This window comes from Aeromonas sp. sif2433, from assembly GCF_019218705.1.
Lineage (GTDB): Bacteria > Pseudomonadota > Gammaproteobacteria > Enterobacterales > Aeromonadaceae > Aeromonas > Aeromonas encheleia.
The window spans coordinates 554,957-573,357 of sequence record NZ_JAHUXD010000001.1 but is presented as its reverse complement, the minus strand read 5'-3'; the positions used below and the strand labels follow the sequence as shown (position 1 = coordinate 573,357).

Genomic DNA, 18,401 nt, shown 5'->3' with positions numbered 1-18,401 from the left:
CTTAATCATCAATAGTCAGTGACTAAACTGGTTTTTTATACAGTATTTAATGCGACATCACAAGCGAGGCGACATTGTGACAGATATCGTGAAGCCCCAAAAGCGCAGCGAGATGATGGCCGGTATTCGTAACCGGGATACCCGTCCCGAGAAGCGGGTGCGTGCCATGTTGCATCGTGCCGGGTTTCGCTATCGCTTGCACAATACCGCCTTGCCGGGCAAGCCGGATCTCTGGCTGGCACGCTATCGTGCGGTGATCGAGGTGAATGGCTGCTTTTGGCATGGTCATGACTGTCATCTCTTCAAGATGCCATCAAGCAGAACCGACTTCTGGCAAACCAAGATCGCGAGCAATCGTGCGCGTGATGCCCGTCATCTGGCCGAGCTGGAACAGCTGGGTATCCGCCGTCTTACCATCTGGGAGTGTGCCCTTAAAGGCCGCCTTCGCCATGACCCGGAACGGTTGTTACTGGTTATCAGCTGGTGGCTGACCAGCGGCGTCAGTCATGGCGAGATTGCCGGTGGCCGCGAACTGCAGATCGCAATGGATCATTTCCATCCACATGGCTGACCGGATAGCACTCTCAACCCAGCTTCCACTGCCTGTGAAAAGTGATTATTTTTTGTTCCCAAATCAGTAAGCTGTTGTCGCCTGTTACTCGTTTGAAAATCGCTCCGTTTTTTCGTGATACAGCCCGGCAGTGACAACCACAGGGAGGTGGTAATGGATCCGGTTTCTTATCTTTTTTCGGCTTATCTCAATCTGGTACAGCAGCAGGTGTCTGATCACTACGGCAGCGAGCCCAAGACGCTGGTGGTGCAGTATGAGGGGGAGCAAGTCCCCTTCTCTTATCAGCTCTGGCAGATCAAACAGAACAGCGTCTGTCGTCCCTATGAGCAGGATGTGCGGCGCTTTAGCCAGTGTACGGTCAAGGCAAGGGCGCTGTTTGGCAAGCTGTGCGATGAGTTATCGCGCCAGGATGACAGTGGTTGGCAGCTCCCTAAGTACCGCACCATGTACTGCTCGGCTGCCATCGGCTATCGCCCCATGATTGCGGAGATCGCCGATGCCAAGCAGAGCCCGGCGAAGCTCGCGGAGCGGGCCTGCAATCAGGCCATTCTGGCGGCCATGGAGAGCGAAGACGAAGCCCTGCTTGCCCAGCGCGACAAGGCCTGTGCCGCCGTGCGATAGGCGTATTTCCCTGATAAAAGAAATGCTTATGGATAATTGATGTGCGCCAAGGCACAGTCTCTGCCAAGGGGGCTGGCTATGATGGGGCAGCGATTACCACCACAGGGAGGAAGCATGATCAGCCATATCGACCATCTGGTATTGACGGTGAGCGACATGGATCGCTCGGTCGCGTTTTACAGCGGTGCCTTCAAGATGGAGGCCATCAGCTTCGGGGCGGCGGGCGCTGCGCTTCGGCAACCAGAAGATCAACCTGCAGCTGCTGGGGCAGGAGCCGCGTAATCGGGCCTGTGTCGGCTCTGGGGATCTCTGCCTCATCACCCGCTGGCCCCTGGATCTGGTCATGGCCCAGCTCGCCAGTCACGGGGTCGAGATAGTGGAGGGGCCCGTCACCAAGTCCGGGGCCTGCGGGCCCATAGAGTCGCTCTACTGCCTGGATCCGGACCAGAACCTTATCGAGATCAGTTGCTACCTCTGAGCCGAGGTGCGGCGCCCTGAATGACAGGGAGCGGCCAAGGCGTAAACAACACGGCAGCCCTGAGGCTGCCGTGTTGTGTTTGGGTGCTTGAGGCATCGGCCCTAAGCCATTCCCCGCAGTATTAGCAGACTCCCTGCGCCAGCATGGCATCGGCCACCTTGACGAAGCCGGCGATGTTGGCGCCGCTCTCGTAGTTCACATGGCCCTCCTCGTCCTGGCCGTAGCGCACACAGGTGGCGTGGATGCTGGTCATGATCCCCTTGAGACGGGCATCCACCTCTTCCCGGCTCCAGCCGAGGCGCTGGGCGTTCTGGCTCATCTCGAGCCCGGAGGTGGCGACGCCCCCCGCGTTGGCGGCCTTGCCCGGCGCAAACAGCACCTTGGCAGCGTGGAAGGCCTGGATGGCGGCGGCGCTGCTCGGCATGTTGGCCCCCTCGGCCACCAGCAGCACACCGCCCGCGATGAGCGCGGCGGCATCCTCTGCATCCAGCTCGTTCTGGGTGGCGCAGGGCAGGGCGACCTGGGTCGGCAGGTGCCAGGGGGTGCGGCCGGTGAAGAACTCCAGCCCCAGCTCATGGGCGTAATCCGCGACCCGCTTGCGCTGCTCGTTCTTGAGCTCCATCAGGCGCGCCAGCTTGTCGGGGGTGAAACCGTCCGGATCATAGACGGTGCCGCCGGAGTCGGAGGCGGTGATGACCCGGGCGCCGAGTGCCATCGCCTTCTCGATGGCGTATTGCGCCACGTTGCCCGAGCCCGACACCGACACCGTCATCCCCGCAAGGGACTGGCCACGGTGGGCCAGGGTGGCCTCGACGAAGTAGAGCAGGCCGTAGCCGGTGGCCTCCGGGCGGATCAGGCTGCCACCAAAGGAGAGCCCCTTGCCGGTGAAGACGCACTCGGCGCTGTTGGTGAGCTTCTTCATCATGCCCGCCATGTAGCTCACCTCGCGCCCACCCACGCCGATGTCACCGGCCGGCACGTCGGTATTGGCCCCCAGGTGGCGATAGAGCTCCAGCATCAGCGCCTGGCAGAAGCGCATCACCTCGCCCTCGCTCTTGCCCTTGGGATCGAAATCGCTGCCACCCTTGCCGCCACCCATGGGCAGGGTGGTGAGGGCGTTCTTGAAGGTCTGCTCGAAGGCGAGGAATTTCAGCACCGAGAGATCCACCGAGGGGTGGAAGCGCATGCCGCCCTTGAAGGGGCCGATGGCCGAGCTGTGCTGGATGCGGTAGCCGCGGTTCACCCGCACCTGGCCCCGATCATCCACCCAGCTGACGCGAAACTGAATGAGTCGCTCCGGCTCCACCAGTCGCTCCAGCAGACCGTGTTGCAGGTAACGGGGGTGGCGCTCGATGAAAGGCCAGATGGAGGCAACCACCTCGCTCACCGCCTGAATGAACTCCGGCTGATGGACATTGCGCTGGGCCACCTGGTCGAGAAACGCCGCCTGGGAGAGGGAATGACTCATCTGTAACTCCTGTAGTGAAAGATCATATTGGCGTCATGCCAGAGAAGGGTTCATGGCCCGCATTCAGATTTATGTTCGAGTTAGAAAGTGAATACGGATAAAAATTTGTTAGACAGCGAGTAATGCCGACAATCACGAGCTGGCGCCTATCATGGCCGAAACAGGTATAATAATTTGCGCCGCTGAAAATCTTTTTATGCATTTTTGTTAAATAAATAGCAAGTGATAGTTCTCTCTTTCCGGTCTGGAGCGCCAGCTAGTCTCTCGGCAGGTTTCGGTCGGCGCCCTTACTTGTGTCACCACCCGGCTTGGGGCTGGGTTTGGCCCGCGCGGGGATCAAGGCGCGCCGAGTGGCAGGGGCAAAAATGGCTTGGCGAACAGGGATGGATGGGGCCGACGGCGACGGCCTGAGGCGGCCGGGCGCAACTATCCGGCGTATGGCGCGGGGCAATATGCTACTGTAGCGGCGTTTTTTTGGTGAATGCGCAGGCTTTGCCCTTTTTGAAGATGCTTTTTGCAGATGGAATGGTATGCAGACTAACCCGACGATGATGTGGCTGACCCAGCCGACGACCCTCTTCAACCCAATACTCTGGCAGGTGACCCATGCTGGCTGATGAATCCATGCGCCTTAACAAGTACATCAGCGAGAGCGGCATCTGCTCGCGCCGTGAGGCCGATCGCTTCATCGAGCAGGGCCAGGTCTTCATCAACGGCAAGCGGGCCGGGATAGGGGATCAGGTGTTCGCCGGGGATCTGGTCAAGGTCAACGGTCAGGTGATAGAGGCGCGGGAGGCCGACAGCCTGGTGTTCATCGTGCTCAACAAGCCGGTGGGCATAGTCTCCACCACAGAGGCGGGGGAGAAGGACAACATAGTCGACTTCGTCAACCACAGCACCCGCATCTTCCCCATAGGCCGGCTCGACAAGGATTCCCAGGGGCTGATCTTCCTGACCAACCACGGTGATCTGGTCAACAAGATCCTGCGGGCGGGCAACGATCACGAGAAAGAGTACCTGGTGACCGTCGACAAGCCGGTCACCGACGAGTTTATCCGGGGCATGGGCGCCGGGGTGCCTATCCTCGGCGCCGTCACCAAGAAGTGCAAGGTGAAGAGAGAGGCGCCCTTTGTGTTCCGCATCACCCTGGTGCAGGGGCTGAACCGCCAGATCCGCCGCATGTGCGAACACTTCGGCTTCGAGGTCACCAAGCTCGAGCGTGTCCGCATCATGAACGTCAGCCTCAAGGGGCTGCCGGTGGGGGAGTGGCGGGATCTCACCGACGACGAGCTGATCGAGCTGTTCAAGCTGATCGAGGACTCCTCCTCCGAGGTGAAGCCGGCCAAGGGGGAGAAACCCAAGGCGGCCGGCGCCCAGGGCGCCAAGGTCCAAGCGGGTCAGAATGGCAAACCGGCGCCGGGCAAGAAGCCGCGCCGGGATGATGATCACGAGATTGGCGGGCGCCCCAATGTGCCGGGCCCGGCGGCGTTCGAGAACAAGGGCCCCGCCAAGGGGGCTGCGGGCAAGGCGCCTGGCAAGGGAGCCCCCGGCAAGGGCGGCAAACCCGCCGCGGCCAAGCCGCGCGCCAACCAGGCCGGGCGGCAGAAGAAGGGGCGCTAACAGGCCCCGCTGACTCGTGCCAGCCCAGCTTGCACTCCCCAATACACCGGCCCTAGGCCGGTGTATTGCTTTGGGCTGGCAGGGGGGCCGGGGAGTTAGTTTCGGCCGCGACGGGCAGGCGCATCACCCGGGCGTAGTGACGGAGGAAATGGAGGCGCAGCACTCGCCATCTCATTGCACTCCCATACCCAGGACTAAGTCGATCTGTGGTCTTGAGCCAATGTGGTTGTGATATCGGCTGGATTGAGGGGGTGACGCATCACCCGGGCATAGTGGCGGGGATCGAGGCGCAGCACCAAGAGGCTCATCAGCACCAGCCCCCCCAGCTGCCACTGCCAGGCGGCGGCAAAGTCGCCGCTGGCGTGATAGAGCCTGGCCGCCACCCAGGGGCCTGTGGCCGCCAGCATGAAGCCGAAGCCCTGCATCAGGGCGCTGAGGGCGCCGGCGCGTCTGGGGTCTGGCAGGTGATCCAGCGCTATCACCATGATGAGGGAGAAGCTGCCGCCGAGCCCGGCGCCGCACAGCATGCACCAGAGGATGGGGGCGCTGGCTGGCGCCAGCCAGAGGCCGCCGAAGCCCAGCGCCTGCGCTGCGATGGCGAGCCCCATCCAGGGGCGCCGATCCAGCCTGCGCGCCGCCAGCATGGGCAGGCCGAGACCGCTCAGGGTCTGGGCCAGTGCCAGCCAGGCCACCAGCTCACCTCCCTGCTGGGCGCTCAGGCCCTGCGCCATGTAGGCCGGTGCCAGCCAGGCCACGACTATGCCATAGCCGCTGTTGATGATGCCAAAGCAGCCGATCAGCAGCCAACTGCGGGGCAGGCCGATCAGCCGCTGTTCCCCCTGCGGTTGCGGGGCCCTGGTCACCGTCGGCAGTCGCACCCGCCAGCCGAGCCAGATCAGCGCCAGCAGCACCGGCAGGCTCCACAAGGCGAGCACCCGCGACCAGTCGAACCGCTCTGCCAGATGGGGGCTGAGGATGGCGCCGAGCGCCCCGCCTCCCATCATGCAGGCAGAGAAGATCCCCATCACCAGCGGCACCCGCCGGGCGAAGGCCCCCTTGATGAGACCGGGCAGCACCCCCTGCACCAGTGCCGAGCCCAGGCCGCAGAGGGCGGCGCTGGCGATGAGCAGGGCGCCGCTGGTCAGATCGAAGCGCAGGGCGCTGCCCAGCGCCAGCAGCAACAGCGCTGCCGCCAGCAGGCGGCGTGGACTGGTCAGCCGCAGCAAGGTGGGGGTGAAGAGCACGCCGACCCCGATCAGCAGCAGGGGCAGCAGGGTCACCCAGGCGAGGCTGTCCATGCCGAGCGCCAGCCGGGCATCTATCCGCCCCGCCAGCGGCCCTATGGCGGTGAGGAAGGGGCGCAGGTTGATGCCGATCAGCATCACCAGCACCAGTAGGGCGCCTGCCCCCTGCTTACTCATGGCAGGGATCGCCGTAGAGGGTGGCGGCCGGGATGGGGCTCGGCAGCTTGATCAGCGGCAGGGGCGGCGGCTTGAGGGCCAACCCCAGCTTCTGATAGGCCGCCGTGCTGTCGAAGCCGAAGGGGGCCGCATCCTGATTGTCGAAGGCGTAGTAGACGGCACTGATGCCGTTCATCACCAGCGCGCTCAGGCACATGGGGCAGGGGTGGCCGCTGGCGTAGACGATGGTGCCCGCCAGCGGCCCCTGCTGGCTCCCCTCACGCAGCACCTCCAGCTCGGCGTGACGGGTGGGGTCGCCGTTCTCCAGCATGCGATTGACGGCGCTCGCCACCAGTCGGTTGTCCCGTACCAGCAGAGCGGCGAAGGGGCGGCCCCCTTGCCGGCGATGGGTCAGGGCCAGGTGCAGCACCTGCTCCAGCCACTCCTGATGCGTGGGATCCGAGAGGGCGGTCAGGGAGTTGACGAGGCGGGTGCCGGACTGAGGGGCGGGTGACATGGCAGATCCTGCGCAGAGAGGGAGTGGCGGCAGCCTAGCGGGTCATCGGGTCATTTGGAAATTAAATGATAGAATAGCAATCAGTGATTATGTAAATGGAGTCGCCATGCTGGATCCCCAGTTGCTGCGCAGTTTTGTCGCCATCATAGAGACCGGCAGTTTCACCCGTGCCGGTGAGCGCGTCCACCTGACCCAGTCCACCATCAGCCAGCAGATGCGGCGCCTCGAGCAACAGCTCGGCTGCCCGCTGCTGGACAGAAGCGGGCGCCAGGTGGTGACCACAGTGGCGGGGGAGACCTTGTTGGGCTTGGCACGCCGCATCCTGGCGCTGCTGGCCCAGGCCGAGCAGCAGCTGAGCGAGGCGAGCCAGCCGCTGAGTCTGGGGGTGCCGGAGGACTTCGCCGCCGGGGCCATGACCTCGGTATTGGCGGCCTTCGCCCGCCAATACCCTGAGGTCCGGCTGGAGGTGCAGAGCGATCTCAGCCACGCCTTGTGGCAGCGATTCGAGGCGGGGGAGCTGGATCTGGCGCTGGTCAAGCAGGGGCGCGGTCAGGGCAGCCCCATCGCCAGCTGGCGCGAGCCGCTCGCCTGGGTCGACAGCCGCGACTGGCCTGCCGGGGAGCGGGATCCGGTGCCGCTGGTGGTGTTTCCGAGCGAGGGGCTCTATCGGCGGCAACTGACGGAGACCCTCGACGGGCTGGGGCGGCGTTGGCGCATCGCCTACGTCAGTGCCAGCCTCGCCAGCCTGCAGGGGGCGGTCAGTGCGGGGATCGGTGTCAGTCTCTTGCCACGGCGCTTGCTGCTGCCGGGTCAGTTGGAGCTGTCACACTGGCCGTCGGTGCAGCCGATTGAGCTGGCGCTGCATCTGGGGGCGGGCGGCGGGGAGCCGTTGACCCGGCTCAGCCAGGCGCTGATCGATCTGTGCGATCAGGTGATGGGGCCAGGCTGAGTCAGCGATTGAGGGCTGGGCTCGCTCAGGCGATGGCCTGTCTGGGCAGCACGGCGAGCCAGACTTCCACCTCGCCGCTGCCGGTGAGGGGATCGAAGGCGGCGCCGTAGCGCTCGAAATCCGGCCTGTGGGCAGACTCGTAATCGGAGTGCGCCAGCCAGTCCAGCGCCTGCTGCCAGGTCTGCGGCAGGGCATCGACATGGCCCCTATGCAGGAAGACGGCGTAGCTCTGCGCCTGGATGCGCATCCGGCCAAGGGACTTGGGCAACACCTCCAGCGCGGCGACCTCCACCGCACACATGTACTCGCAGCCGGTGGCGTCGGCGCCGCAGATGACGCCGTAGGCATGCTCTCCCAGCTGGCCCGGCAACGGGCCCAGGGCGCCGAAGTCGCGCCACTGGCCACCGAAATCCCCCTGTTGGAACAGATGGTGACGGCGCAGCCCACCCAGCAACATAGGGCGGCCGTTCTCGAAACGAATGGGGGCTGTCATAGATCCTCCTGATGGTGCGGCGGGGTTTGTGTGGACCGGACTCAGTGATCCTGACCTTCACCCGGCTGGCTTTTTTGCTTGGCGCCTTGCTGGATCTTTCGCTCATAGTCCCGTTGGACTATGGCCAGCGCCGCCAGGGCCAGGGCCGGATCTATCTGGTTGGTCTCCAGCAGCTCGATGAGATCCACCGCGAGTTTTACCTCGGGCGGCGCGTTTTCCAGTGACATCGTTTTTCCCCTCTTCCTGTCTCAGAGCGGCCATTATACAGGGCCATCACCCGCCTCGGGCAAGGCGAGCGGGGTCACAGATGCTGGCGCATCTCCTTGTCGAGATCGGCCCGCAGGGCCATCAGTTTCTTGGCGTACTGCTGCAACTGGTGGTCGGCGGCCGAGACCGGCTGCCACTGGGGCACCTTGGTCGGGGTACCCGTCTCATCCATGGCGACGAAGATGATGATGCAGTGGGTGGTCTTGTGGCGCTCCCGGTTGGCCGGGTGGCGGCTGTAGACATCCACCGCCAGGTGCATGCTGGTGGTGCCGGTGTGGATCACCTGGGCGTGCACCTCCACCAACTGGCCTATCTGGATGGGACGCAGGAAGCGGATGCCCCCCACGTAGACGGTGACCGCATAGCCGCCGCACCAGCCGGCGGCGCAGGCGTAACCCGCCTGATCGATCCACTTCATCACCATGCCGCCGTGCACCTTGCCGCCGAAGTTCACGTCGGCGGGCTCGGCCAGAAACTGCAGGGTCAGCTCGCGGGGTGGGGTCATGCTCTCTCCTCGGCTCATTGCCGGACACTCTTGCGATAGGCCTCGGCCTGCTGACAGGCGGGCACGGTGGAAAAATCGGGGCGCTTGTTGCCCTCGCGCTGGCCGAAGCTGGCAAACTCCTGCTGGCACTTGGCCGCCTTGCCACCCTCCTCGATGCAGCCGTCGACACGCTCTTGCTTGCCCTGCCCGATCAGCTGTTGCTGGGCCTGCTGGCAGGCGGCATCCAGCTTGGCCTGCTGGGCCTCCCTGTCTTCGATGGCGGCCAGCAGGCCGGTGGAGAGGCTGCAACCGAGCAGCAGTATGGCGATCTTCATGGTTTGTCTCCTGAAGGGGGGCGTCCCGAGATGACCAGGGCAATGCCGCCCAGAATGCCCAGTGATGACAATAACAACCGCAGCGACCAGGACTCATCCAACCAGATGAGCCCGGCCAGGGCCGCGAGCAGGGGCACCAGCAGCTGGACGCTGGCGGCCAGGGTGCGCCCCAGCTGGGGCAGCACCAGATACCAGAGTGCATAACCCAGGCCGGAGGCGAGGGCGCCCGAGGTCAGGGCGTAGCCGATGGCGGCCGGGCTGGCCTCGAGCCGGCCCAGCAGCAGGTAGAGCAGGGCCGCGGGCAGGCTGGCGCGCAGGAAGTGACCGGCATTGGCGGCGATGGGATCGCCAAAGCGCGAGGCCCGCAGGGTGTAGCAGGCCCAGGCGATGCCGGCGCCGATCATCATGGCGGCCCCCAGGGGATCCGGCGCCCGGATGCCGGGCAGCAGCAACAGCACCAGCCCCGCCATGGCGAGCAGCAGGCCGACCCACTGGCGCCGTGGCAGGGGCTCCCCACGCAGCAGGGGGGGCGCCAGCATGCTGAGCTGGACGGCGGCAAACAACAGCAGGGCGCCGGTGCCCGCGGTCAGGGTGAGGTAGGCGAAGGAGAACAGTGCGGCGTAGGCGATGAGGGCCAGGGCACCGCCCCAGTCCCCCTGGCGCGGCGACTGGTGGCGGACCCGGCACAACAGGATCAGCATCAGGGCGCCGCTGGTCAGCCGCAGCAGGGTGAACAGGGCCGGATCCATCCGCTCCTCGAACAGGGCCAGGCGGCAGAGTACCGAGTTGGCGGCGAACGCGGTCAGCGTCAGCAGGGTCAGCAGCAGCAGGCGGGGCAGTGGCATCCATTCACCTTGAGTTCAGTGGGCGCGGACCAGCATGGAAACCCATGCAAAGAGGAGGTCTCATGAAACAGATGCTGGAGCAATTGATGGGAGCTGGCAAGGGCTGGCTCAACGACGGCGGTGACAGCCGCAAGGCGCAGATGAAGGGCGTGGCGCAGGGCGGCCTGGCGGCCGGGGCCATGGCCTTACTGCTGGGCAATAAGAAGATGCGCAAATATGGCGGCAAGGTGGCGGCGGTGGGCGGTGCGGCGGCCCTCGGCGGGCTGGCCTACAAGCTCTATCAGGATTGGCAGGCCCAGCAGGGGGGCGCGAGCCAGCCTGCCCAGCCCCTCGATACGCTGCAAGGGCAGGCGCTTGACGCCCGCTCGACCCTGCTGGTGCGCGCCATGGTGGCGGCCGCCCGGGCCGACGGCCACATCGACGATAGCGAGCGCCAGAAGATCCAGCAGTACCTGACCGAGCAGGGCCAGCGCGACGCGGCGCGCTGGATTGACGCCGAGCTGGCTCGCCCCCTCGATCCCCAGGCGCTGGCGCGGGAAGTGACCGACATGGAGCAGGCCACCGAGGTCTACCTCGCCTCCCTGCTCGCCATCGACGTGGATCACTTCATGGAGCGCGGCTATCTGGATGAGCTGGCGCGGGCCCTCAAGCTCGATGACAACCTCAAGGGGAGCATAGAGCGGCAGGTGGCGGCGCTGTAACCCGCGCTCGCACTAGCGTGCCGGCCTGGGGCCGTGGTCATTCTTGTTGCTCATTTGAGCCACCTTTTAGCCGCGCCCCCTTCTTATTGCGTGATCCTCCCACTATGATGGGCCCTCTCACCCCAGGGTGAGAGGGCAGTTTGACCCAACAGGGAAGCGACAGGACAAGGAGCAGGCAGTGGAGATACGCAAGGCAGGCGAGCAGGATATTGACGCCATCATGGAGCTGAATCGGCAAATAGGGCTGATCCACTTCGCGCAGGCCCCCGAGGTGTTTTGTCCCCCCTCGGCGGCGGAGAGAGGCTTCTTGCTCGACGCCATCGCGGCCGAGGGACGGCTGTTCTGCGTGGCGGTGGAAGAGGATCGGGTGCTGGGTTTTCTGAGCGCCAGGATCGACATCAATGAATCCGTCCCCTTCCTCACCAGGCTGCCCATCTGCCGCATCGGCTCCGTGGTGGTGGATGAAGGTCACAGATCCCGCGGCATCGGCAAGGCGCTGATCGCCCATTGCGACGACTGGGCCAGGGCCCGCGATGCGACGCAGATCAGGCTGGAGGTGATGTCATTCAACGACAGGGCCAAGTCGCTCTACGAGTCCCTCGGCTTTAAACGACAGTCCGAGATCTACGCCCGATAAGCCGGGTCTCTTCCGACGAACAAGGCCCCAACACGGGGCCTTGTTGTTATCCTGGGAGGCTTGCACTCAGAGCTGCCGGGGGCGGGTACCGCCCCAGTAGTCTAACTCTGCGCCGGCCAGGGGCCGAGCTCGATGCAGTGACCGCGATAGAGCAGGCGCTCGCTGCCCTGCTCGCCGCTCATCACCAGCAGCTCGCTGCTCGCCTTGAGCTGCTGCCACTCCCCCGGGGTCAGGAAGCGGCCGCCCATGACCTCCCTCAGCGGTGCGAGCGGCACCAGGGCCTTGGAGCCCTTGTCCCGCATCCAGAGCATGGCATCGGCGGGCAGGGCGAGCGGGCTCGCCTGGTTCTGCTGCAGGCGGATGCTGGACTGACCCGGCTGCTTGCCCTGATAGGCTACCAGCACGAAGGGGGCCTCCTCCTGGGCGGAGGACATCATGGCCAGATAGCGCACAGGTTCGATGGCGGTCGGGGCCTGCCAGGGGAGCAGCGGCTGCAGCCAGAGCCCCAGCAGCAGGGAGGCGGCCATGGCCAGCGGCCACCACAGCCGCCGGGGTCTGGGCGAGGGAGAGATGCCTTGCTCGATGCGGTGCCAGAGCTGGCGGGGCAGGGGCGGGGCGCTGTCGCCGCCGCGCAGCAGGGGATCCAGGTGTCGTTGCCACTGTTCGACCCACTGCCACCAGTCGGGATCCCGCGCCATCAGGCTGGTCAGCCGGGCCTGCACCCGTGGGCTCAGGGTCCCCAGCACATATTCGCCGGCGAGCCGCTCGCGCAGCGCCGGATCCCGATAGCGACGGGGGGTCATTGGGTCAGGCATTGCTTGAGTTCCTCCAACCCGCGCCGGATCCAGGACTTGACGGTGCCGAGCGGGCTTTGGGTGTGAGTGACTATCTCCTGATGGCTCAGGCCGTGCCGATAGGCCAGCACGATGGCGTTGCGCTTGTCGGCGCAGAGCTGCGCCAGGCAGCGATCGAGGGCGAAAGAGGGGGCATGTGCCCCCTCGGTATGGCCCTCGGCCCCCTCATCCCATGGCACTTCCCCCTGGCGGGCCCGGGTGCGCAAGGCATCGATGGCCAGGTTGCGCATGCACTGGCAGAGCCAGGCCCAGGGATAGTCGACGGGATAGGCACTCTGGCCATGCCAGATCTTCAGAAAGCCCTCCTGCAGTATGTCCGCGGCCCACTGCTTGTCCTTGAGCAGGCCATAGAGCATGCCGTACAGCGGTTGGCCCGTCAGCTGGTAGAGGGCTTCAAACGATCGCTTGTCCCTGAGCCGGCAGCGCGCCAGCAGGTGGGTGAGTTGTTGGCTGTCGATGTTCACTCAGACCTCATAGCTGGACGCGGTGCCAGACATTCTTCACGCCATCCCCGCTGCTCTGGCCGGGGGCCGAGTCCTTGACCCAGCGATAGAGAGGATGACCGCGGTAGCTCCACTGATATTGCCCGTCCTGTCGCTGGAGCAGCGCAAAGCCGGCGTCGGCCGCCTTGCCCAGTCCCGCCTTGACCTCGGTTGCACTGGCGAGGAGCGGGGGCCAGTTTTGCGCGCACTCAGCATAACATGTGGATTTTCCTTGGGAATCCTTGTCGAAGCGGTAGAGGCTAAAGCCAAGGGGATCGACCAGATAGGCCTTGCCGTGCTCGGTTATCCGGGCGACGGGCAACTGCTCGGCGCTGGGGATCGGCTGGATCTCCATGGCCCGGAGTGAACCAAACGGCAGCAGCGCGAGGGCGATGAGGGTGTTTTTCATGGGTATCTCCTTGGGTTAACGAGTCCAGCCATCCTGGGTGAAGAACGGCTCGCCCTTGGGGCTGTTGATGAAGTTGAGGAAGGTCTGGGTGCTGGTATCGGCTCCCTCGGCCCTGGCGATGAGCAGGCCGCGATAGATGCGCCGCTCGGGCTCGATCTCGACGAAATCGGCCTTGTCCCTGTGGTTCAGGGGCCAGTGCACCCAGGTGATCCAGGCATCGGCCTGCTGGCCGGTGAAGGCCCGGAAGCTGGCGCCGCTGCCCTGCTCGAAGGCGACGATGTTGCGCCGCAGCTTCTGCACATCCGCCAGCTTGCCCTTGCGCCCCGCGACGTCCTCCCAGAGCCCGGTGCCCGAGGTGTTGTAGCTGCCCAACCCCTCGGTCACGACCACCTTGAGGGGGCGGTTGATCAAGTCCTCGATGCCGGTGATCCCGGCCGGATTGCCTTTCTGCACGGCGATGACGCTGCGCCTCAGGTAGTAGGAGTGGGCGCTCTGGCGATCGAGGAAGGGGTAGCGTTCGAGAAAGGCGGACATGGACTGCTCGGCGCCGGCGAAGATCAGGTCGGCGTCCAGGATGGCCTTGTCGCGCCAGCTCGCCTCGGGGCCGGCGGTGACCTCGACCCGGATCCCGGTCTCCTGCTGGAAGGCGTGGGCCGCCCGCTTGAGGGCGCTGTCCGGCCCGCCCGGGCCATAGAGGCGGAGGGTGCCGTCAGCGGCCTGATGGGGGGCGGGGACCGCCTGCAGCGGCAGGCAGACCGAGCAGAGCAGCAGCCAGGGGAATTGTGGTTTCATCATCTCTCCTTGATTGAGGGTCATCAGAGAGACGAAGCAGGGAGGCAATTGGATGCAGTGGTCGGAAAATAAATCTGCCGAGGCGCCAGGGGGGCCTTGGCGGGCCTATTGCCGGTGGATCAGCGCCGCCAGCCGGGTCAGGGCCGCCTCCAGCGCCGGACTCCAGGGGTGGGAACTGTTCAGGCGCAGGCAGTGGTTGTACTGACCCTTGCTCGAGAACAGGGCCCCCGGCGCGAGCGAGAAGCCGCAGGCCAGCGCCTGGGCGTGCAGCGATCGGCTGTCCACTGTCGGGTCAAACTCCAGCCAGAGGAAGTAGCCGCCGTCCGGGGTCGAGATGCGCACCTCATCCGGAAAGAGGCGCAGCAGGGCCGCCCGCATCTGCTGCTGGCGCTGGGCCAGGGTGTGGCGCAGGCGGCGAAAGTGGGCATCCACCCCGCCCTGGCGCAGCATGTCGGCCAGTGCCAGCTGGCTCGGCACATTGGTCGACAGGGTCGACATCAGTTGCAGCCGCTGGATGCGCTCGGCATGGGGCCCAGCCACCACCCAGCCGACCCGAAAGCCCGGCGCCAGGCACTTGGTCCAGGAGCCGCACAGCAGGCTGTCACCCCGGGCGTCCCAATGCTTGATGGGCCTGGGGCGCTCGCGGCCAAAATAGAGCTCGGCGTAGACGTCGTCCTCCACCAACGGCACCTGATGGCGGTTGAGCAACTGCATCAGCCCCTGCTTGTGCCCATCGGGCATGGTGTGGCCGAGGGGATGCTGGACGTTGCCCATCAGCCAGCATGCCTTGATGGGGCGCTGGGCGAGCGCCTCGGCCAGCAGGGCGAGATCGATGCCGACCCCGGGGATCACCGGGATCTCCACCACGTTGAGCTTGAGCCGCTCCATGGCCTGCAGGGCGCCGTAGAAGGTGGGGGATTCCACCACCACCCAGTCCCCCGGCTCGGTCAGCACCTGCAGGCTCAGGGAGAGCGCCTCCATGGCGCCCGTGGTGATGATGATCTCTTGGGGGTCGACCGCCAGCCCGTCGCCGGCGTAACGCTGGGCGATGGCGCGGCGCAGCGCCTCGTTGCCGGGGGGCAGGTCGGCGACCGTGCTGAAGGGGTCGAGACGGCGCATGCAGCTGGCCAGCGCCCGGCCGAGCTGGGGGTGGGGGAAGAGTGCGGGATCCGCCACCGCCATGCCGAGCGGCACCAGCTCGCGGGACTTGCTCGCCTGCAGCACCTCGAACACCAGATCGTTGATGTCCACCGAGCCGGTGTAGTGCGCCTGCTGGGGAACGCTGGCCTGCAGCGGGGAGGTGGCGGCCTTGACGTAGTAGCCGGACTGGGGCCTGGCCAGGATCAGGCCGCGGCTCTCCAGCAGCTGATAGGCCTGCAGCACCGTCATGGGGCTGAGTGTGTGGGTCTTGCAGCTCTGGCGGATGGAGGGGATGCGCTCCCCCGGTTGCCAGAGGCCGCTCTCTATCTGCTGTTGCAGCAAGGCTGCCAGCTGGCCGTAACGGGACATGGTGCGTCCTAACTGTTATAGGTGTATTTCACTATAACTGCATCTGTTATAGGTGTCATAGGGCGTGTTGTACTTAACGGGCGAAAACCTGTCTGTTAAATGCAACATAGAGAGTCATGCATGATAAGCCTGGATGATGTGGTCAGCCTCTCCCGAATACAGTTCGGGGCGACGGCGATGTTCCACTTTCTGTTTGTGCCCCTCACCCTGGGGTTGTCCTGGATCCTGGTGATCGCCGAATCCGCCTACGTGATGACCGGCAAGGTGATCTATCAGGACATCACCCGCTTCTGGGGCAAGCTGTTCGGTATCAACTTCGTGATGGGGGTGACCACGGGGATCACCCTGGAGTTTCAATTCGGCACCAACTGGGCCTACTACTCCCACTACGTCGGCGACATCTTCGGCACCCCGCTGGCGGTGGAGGGGTTGATGGCCTTCTTCCTCGAGTCCACCCTGGTGGGGCTCTTCTTCTTCGGCTGGGACAAGCTCTCCCGCGGCCAGCACCTGCTGGTGACCGCGCTGGTGGCGCTTGGCTCCAACCTCTCCGCACTCTGGATCCTCATCGCCAACGGCTGGATGCAGAACCCGGTCGGCGCCGAGTTCAATCCCATGACGATGCGCATGGAGCTGACCGACGTGGCCGCCGTGCTGTTCAACCCGGTGGCCCAGGTGAAGTTCGTGCACACAGTGGCGGCGGGTTATGTGGCGGCCTCCCTGTTCGTGATGGGGGTGAGCAGCTGGTATCTGCTGCGCCGCATGGAGGTGCGCTTCGCCCTGCGCTCCTTCGCCATCGCCTCCGGCTTCGGGCTGGCCGCTATCCTCTCGGTCATAGTGCTGGGGGATGAGTCGGGCTACCGCTCGGGGGAGGTGCAGAAGGTCAAGCTCGCCGCCATCGAAGCGGAGTGGGAGACCGAGCCCGCCCCTGCCGCCTTCACCCTGTTCGGCCTGCCGGATCAGGGTGCCGAGACCACCCACGCGGCCATCAAAATTCCCTACCTGATGGGCATCATCGCCACCCGCTCCCTCGATGAGCAGGTGACGGGCCTCAAGGATCTCAAGGCGCAGCACGAGGTGCGCATCCGCAGCGGCATGCTGGCCCATGACGCGCTCGAGGCCATGCGGGCGGACGGCGGCAATGCCGAGGCCCGCACCACCTTCGAGCGCCACCGCGCCGATCTCGGCTACGGCCTGCTGCTCACCCCCTACGCCAAGGAGATCGGCAAGGCGGACGAGGCGGCCATCGCCAAGGCAGTAGCGGACTCCATCCCCCAGGTGGCGCCGCTGTTCTGGAGCTTCCGGCTGATGGTGGGCATAGGCGTGGTGCTGTTGCTGTTGTTTGGCGCCGCCTTCCTGCAACTGTGCCGGGGCAAGCTGGTGCAATCGACCCGCCTGCTCAAGGCGCTGTTCTGGTGCATACCCCTGCCCTGGATCGCCATCGAGGCGGGCTGGTTCGTGGCCGAGTTCGGCCGCCAGCCCTGGACCATCAGCGACGTGCTGCCGGTGTCGGCCTCGGTCTCCCTGCTGCAGCCGGGCCAACTCTGGTTCAGCCTCATCGCCATCTTCCTCATCTACAGCACGCTGCTGGTGGTGGAGCTGTTCTTGTTGCGTCATGTGATCCGCAAAGGGCCCGCCAGCCTGCAGACGGGTCGTTATCAAGGTGAAGTGTTGCAAAGCGGGAGTCCCATCTGATGGATTATGAAACCCTGAAATTGGTCTGGTGGGGGCTGGTGCTGTTCATGCTCATCGGCTTCGTGGTGATGGATGGCTTCGATCTGGGGGTGGGCCTGCTGCTGCCCATCGTCGGCAAGACCGATGAGGAGCGGCGGGTGCTGCTCAACAGCGTGGGGCCGGTGTGGGAGGGCAACCAGGTGTGGCTCATCGCCGGGGCCGGTGCCCTGTTCGCCGCCTGGCCGCTGGTCTATGCCGCCGCCTTCTCGGCGCTCTACGTGCCCTTCATGTTCCTGCTGTTCGGCCTGTTCCTGCGCCCGGTCGGCTTCGACTATCGCAGCAAGCTGGCCTCCACACAGTGGCGCCGCTGGTGGGACAGGGCCTTGGTGACCGGTGCCCTGCTGCCGACCCTGGTGTTCGGCGCGACGCTGGGCTTCTTGCTGCAGGGGCTGCCGTTTCGCTTCGACTCGGCCCTGCGCATCCACTACGGCGCCTTCCTGTTCCACTGGCCGCTGCTGTTGACCTGCATGGGTACGGCGCTGGCCCTGCTGATGCTGCACGGCGCCAGCTTCCTGCAGTGCAAGACTCAGGGGGTGATAGCGCAGCGCTGTGCCCGCCAGAGCCTCTGGCTCGGCCCCCTGGCCAGCGGCCTGTTTGCCCTCGGCGGCGTCTGGCTCAGCCAGATGGGGGGCTACCAGATAGAGTCGATCGGCGATCTCAACGCTGCCCTCACCCCGCTGATGAAGCGGGTCACGACGGCGCCGAATGGCTGGTTTGGCAACTTCGTGGCGCAGCCCTGGCTCTGGGCCATGCCCGCCTTGGGCCTGCTGCTGCCCCTGGTGAGCACCCTGGCCGGCATGCTGGGCAAGCCGCGGCTGGCCATCCTCGCCAGCGGTGGCGCCTGCGCCGCCATGATGCTGACCATCGCCATCGCCCTGTTCCCCTTCGTGCTGCCCTCGTCGCTGGATCCCTCCAGCAGCCTGACCCTGTGGGACGGCACCTCCAGCGAGCGGACCCTCTTTATCATGCTGGGGATAGTCGGCGTGCTGATGCCCATCAACATTGGCTACACCCTCTGGGTCTACCGGGTGGTGCGCGGCAAGATGAGCACCGAGCAGGTGCGCCAGCAGGGCCATAGCCTCTACTAACCCGCTTTCTACCTAAGGGAGACTTCGACTATGTGGTATTTCACCTGGATATTGGGGCTCGGGTTTGCCCTGCTCTGCGGCCTGGTCAATCTGCTCTGGCTGGAGGCGCGCTGGGCCGCGGATGAGGATCTCAAGGAGCCTTGATCCCGC

General features: G+C 65.2%; 22 protein-coding genes and 1 pseudogene. 10 read left to right on the top strand and 13 right to left on the bottom strand.

The features are described 5' to 3' along the window. The first annotated feature begins 76 nt into the window (after window positions 1–76). The 3 genes and pseudogenes from KW825_RS02470 to KW825_RS02460 all read left to right on the top strand — a co-directional run bounded on the left by KW825_RS02470 (window position 77) and on the right by KW825_RS02460 (window position 1,670). On the top strand, window positions 77–571 hold the full coding sequence (locus tag KW825_RS02470) for a DNA mismatch endonuclease Vsr (protein ID WP_218328090.1): 495 nt from the start codon (window positions 77–79) through the stop codon (window positions 569–571). A 153-nt stretch (window positions 572–724) separates the two neighbouring features. Further along, entirely contained in the window at window positions 725–1,192 is a 468-nt protein-coding gene (locus tag KW825_RS02465) for a hypothetical protein (RefSeq protein WP_218328089.1), read from the top strand. A 114-nt stretch (window positions 1,193–1,306) separates the two neighbouring features. Beyond that, window positions 1,307–1,670: pseudogene (locus tag KW825_RS02460) on the top strand (VOC family protein). Window positions 1,671–1,791: 121 nt separating this feature from the next. On the opposite strand, the gene gdhA reads toward KW825_RS02460, so the two are convergent. Beyond that, window positions 1,792–3,138, bottom strand: a complete 1,347-nt coding sequence (gene gdhA / locus KW825_RS02455; protein WP_218328088.1) for an NADP-specific glutamate dehydrogenase — start codon at window positions 3,136–3,138, stop codon at window positions 1,792–1,794. A 606-nt stretch (window positions 3,139–3,744) separates the two neighbouring features. Here gdhA and rluF point away from each other — a divergent pair. Continuing rightward, window positions 3,745–4,758 (top strand): 23S rRNA pseudouridine(2604) synthase RluF, encoded by a 1,014-nt coding sequence (gene rluF, locus KW825_RS02450; RefSeq protein ID WP_218328087.1) that lies wholly within the window; start codon window positions 3,745–3,747, stop codon window positions 4,756–4,758. A gap of 194 nt (window positions 4,759–4,952) precedes the next feature. On the opposite strand, the gene KW825_RS02445 is transcribed toward rluF, so the two are convergent. Both KW825_RS02445 and KW825_RS02440 read right to left on the bottom strand, forming a co-directional pair. Further along, the gene (locus KW825_RS02445) at window positions 4,953–6,179 is read right to left on the bottom strand and encodes an MFS transporter (RefSeq protein WP_218328086.1); all 1,227 of its coding nucleotides are present in this window, start codon (window positions 6,177–6,179) and stop codon (window positions 4,953–4,955) included. Beyond that, complete coding sequence (locus KW825_RS02440; RefSeq protein WP_218328085.1) at window positions 6,172–6,675, bottom strand: nucleoside deaminase; 504 nt, start codon at window positions 6,673–6,675, stop codon at window positions 6,172–6,174. Before KW825_RS02440 ends, KW825_RS02445 begins: the two co-directional genes overlap by 8 nt. A gap of 106 nt (window positions 6,676–6,781) precedes the next feature. Between KW825_RS02440 and KW825_RS02435 the strand changes: the two genes are divergently transcribed. Further along, entirely contained in the window at window positions 6,782–7,624 is an 843-nt protein-coding gene (locus tag KW825_RS02435; RefSeq protein WP_218328084.1) for a LysR family transcriptional regulator, read from the top strand. Between the two features lie 25 nt (window positions 7,625–7,649). On the opposite strand, the gene KW825_RS02430 is transcribed toward KW825_RS02435, so the two are convergent. The 5 genes from KW825_RS02430 to KW825_RS02410 form a co-directional block, all read right to left on the bottom strand. Next, window positions 7,650–8,117, bottom strand: a complete 468-nt coding sequence (locus tag KW825_RS02430) for a GyrI-like domain-containing protein (protein ID WP_218290236.1) — start codon at window positions 8,115–8,117, stop codon at window positions 7,650–7,652. Between the two features lie 41 nt (window positions 8,118–8,158). Then, entirely contained in the window at window positions 8,159–8,344 is a 186-nt protein-coding gene (gene rsmS, locus KW825_RS02425; RefSeq protein WP_218328083.1) for a pleiotropic regulatory protein RsmS, read from the bottom strand. A 74-nt stretch (window positions 8,345–8,418) separates the two neighbouring features. Next, on the bottom strand, window positions 8,419–8,889 hold the full coding sequence (locus KW825_RS02420) for an acyl-CoA thioesterase (RefSeq protein WP_042651446.1): 471 nt from the start codon (window positions 8,887–8,889) through the stop codon (window positions 8,419–8,421). Window positions 8,890–8,903: 14 nt separating this feature from the next. Further along, on the bottom strand, window positions 8,904–9,203 hold the full coding sequence (locus tag KW825_RS02415) for a hypothetical protein (protein WP_218328082.1): 300 nt from the start codon (window positions 9,201–9,203) through the stop codon (window positions 8,904–8,906). After that, window positions 9,200–10,048 carry a DMT family transporter gene (locus tag KW825_RS02410; RefSeq protein WP_218328081.1) on the bottom strand — a complete coding sequence of 283 codons (849 nt, stop codon included), beginning with the start codon at window positions 10,046–10,048 and terminating at the stop codon, window positions 9,200–9,202. The genes KW825_RS02415 and KW825_RS02410 overlap by 4 nt, the downstream gene beginning before the upstream one ends. A gap of 62 nt (window positions 10,049–10,110) precedes the next feature. Here KW825_RS02410 and KW825_RS02405 point away from each other — a divergent pair, with 62 nt between their 5' ends. Together KW825_RS02405 and KW825_RS02400 are read left to right on the top strand one after the other, a co-directional pair. Continuing rightward, complete coding sequence (locus KW825_RS02405) at window positions 10,111–10,749, top strand: tellurite resistance TerB family protein (RefSeq protein ID WP_218328080.1); 639 nt, start codon at window positions 10,111–10,113, stop codon at window positions 10,747–10,749. A 178-nt stretch (window positions 10,750–10,927) separates the two neighbouring features. Continuing rightward, the gene (locus KW825_RS02400; protein WP_218328079.1) at window positions 10,928–11,386 is read left to right on the top strand and encodes a GNAT family N-acetyltransferase; all 459 of its coding nucleotides are present in this window, start codon (window positions 10,928–10,930) and stop codon (window positions 11,384–11,386) included. A gap of 101 nt (window positions 11,387–11,487) precedes the next feature. Here the strand turns inward: KW825_RS02400 and KW825_RS02395 are convergent, their stop codons facing one another. The 5 genes from KW825_RS02395 to KW825_RS02375 form a co-directional block, all read right to left on the bottom strand. After that, entirely contained in the window at window positions 11,488–12,201 is a 714-nt protein-coding gene (locus KW825_RS02395; protein ID WP_218328078.1) for a hypothetical protein, read from the bottom strand. Then, window positions 12,186–12,704 carry an RNA polymerase sigma factor gene (locus KW825_RS02390; RefSeq protein WP_042651452.1) on the bottom strand — a complete coding sequence of 173 codons (519 nt, stop codon included), beginning with the start codon at window positions 12,702–12,704 and terminating at the stop codon, window positions 12,186–12,188. The genes KW825_RS02395 and KW825_RS02390 overlap by 16 nt, the downstream gene beginning before the upstream one ends. Before the next feature lie 7 nt (window positions 12,705–12,711). After that, on the bottom strand, window positions 12,712–13,131 hold the full coding sequence (locus KW825_RS02385) for a hypothetical protein (RefSeq protein WP_218328077.1): 420 nt from the start codon (window positions 13,129–13,131) through the stop codon (window positions 12,712–12,714). 15 nt (window positions 13,132–13,146) lie between these two features. Next, window positions 13,147–13,923 carry a substrate-binding domain-containing protein gene (locus KW825_RS02380; RefSeq protein ID WP_218328076.1) on the bottom strand — a complete coding sequence of 259 codons (777 nt, stop codon included), beginning with the start codon at window positions 13,921–13,923 and terminating at the stop codon, window positions 13,147–13,149. A gap of 105 nt (window positions 13,924–14,028) precedes the next feature. Then, complete coding sequence (locus KW825_RS02375) at window positions 14,029–15,432, bottom strand: PLP-dependent aminotransferase family protein (protein ID WP_218328075.1); 1,404 nt, start codon at window positions 15,430–15,432, stop codon at window positions 14,029–14,031. A 120-nt stretch (window positions 15,433–15,552) separates the two neighbouring features. On the opposite strand from KW825_RS02375, the gene KW825_RS02370 reads away from it, so the two are divergent. From KW825_RS02370 to cydX, 3 genes are read left to right on the top strand one after another with little or no spacing between them, the layout of a single operon-like run. Beyond that, window positions 15,553–17,124: a cytochrome ubiquinol oxidase subunit I gene (locus tag KW825_RS02370; protein ID WP_218328074.1), complete on the top strand. Its 1,572-nt coding sequence runs from the start codon at window positions 15,553–15,555 to the stop codon at window positions 17,122–17,124. Then, on the top strand, window positions 17,124–18,251 hold the full coding sequence (gene cydB, locus KW825_RS02365; RefSeq protein ID WP_218328073.1) for a cytochrome d ubiquinol oxidase subunit II: 1,128 nt from the start codon (window positions 17,124–17,126) through the stop codon (window positions 18,249–18,251). The genes KW825_RS02370 and cydB overlap by 1 nt, the downstream gene beginning before the upstream one ends. A 30-nt stretch (window positions 18,252–18,281) precedes the next feature. Further along, window positions 18,282–18,395, top strand: coding sequence for a cytochrome bd-I oxidase subunit CydX (cydX, locus tag KW825_RS02360; RefSeq protein WP_025326454.1), 114 nt, complete (start codon window positions 18,282–18,284; stop codon window positions 18,393–18,395). The last annotated feature ends 6 nt before the right edge of the window (window positions 18,396–18,401 follow it).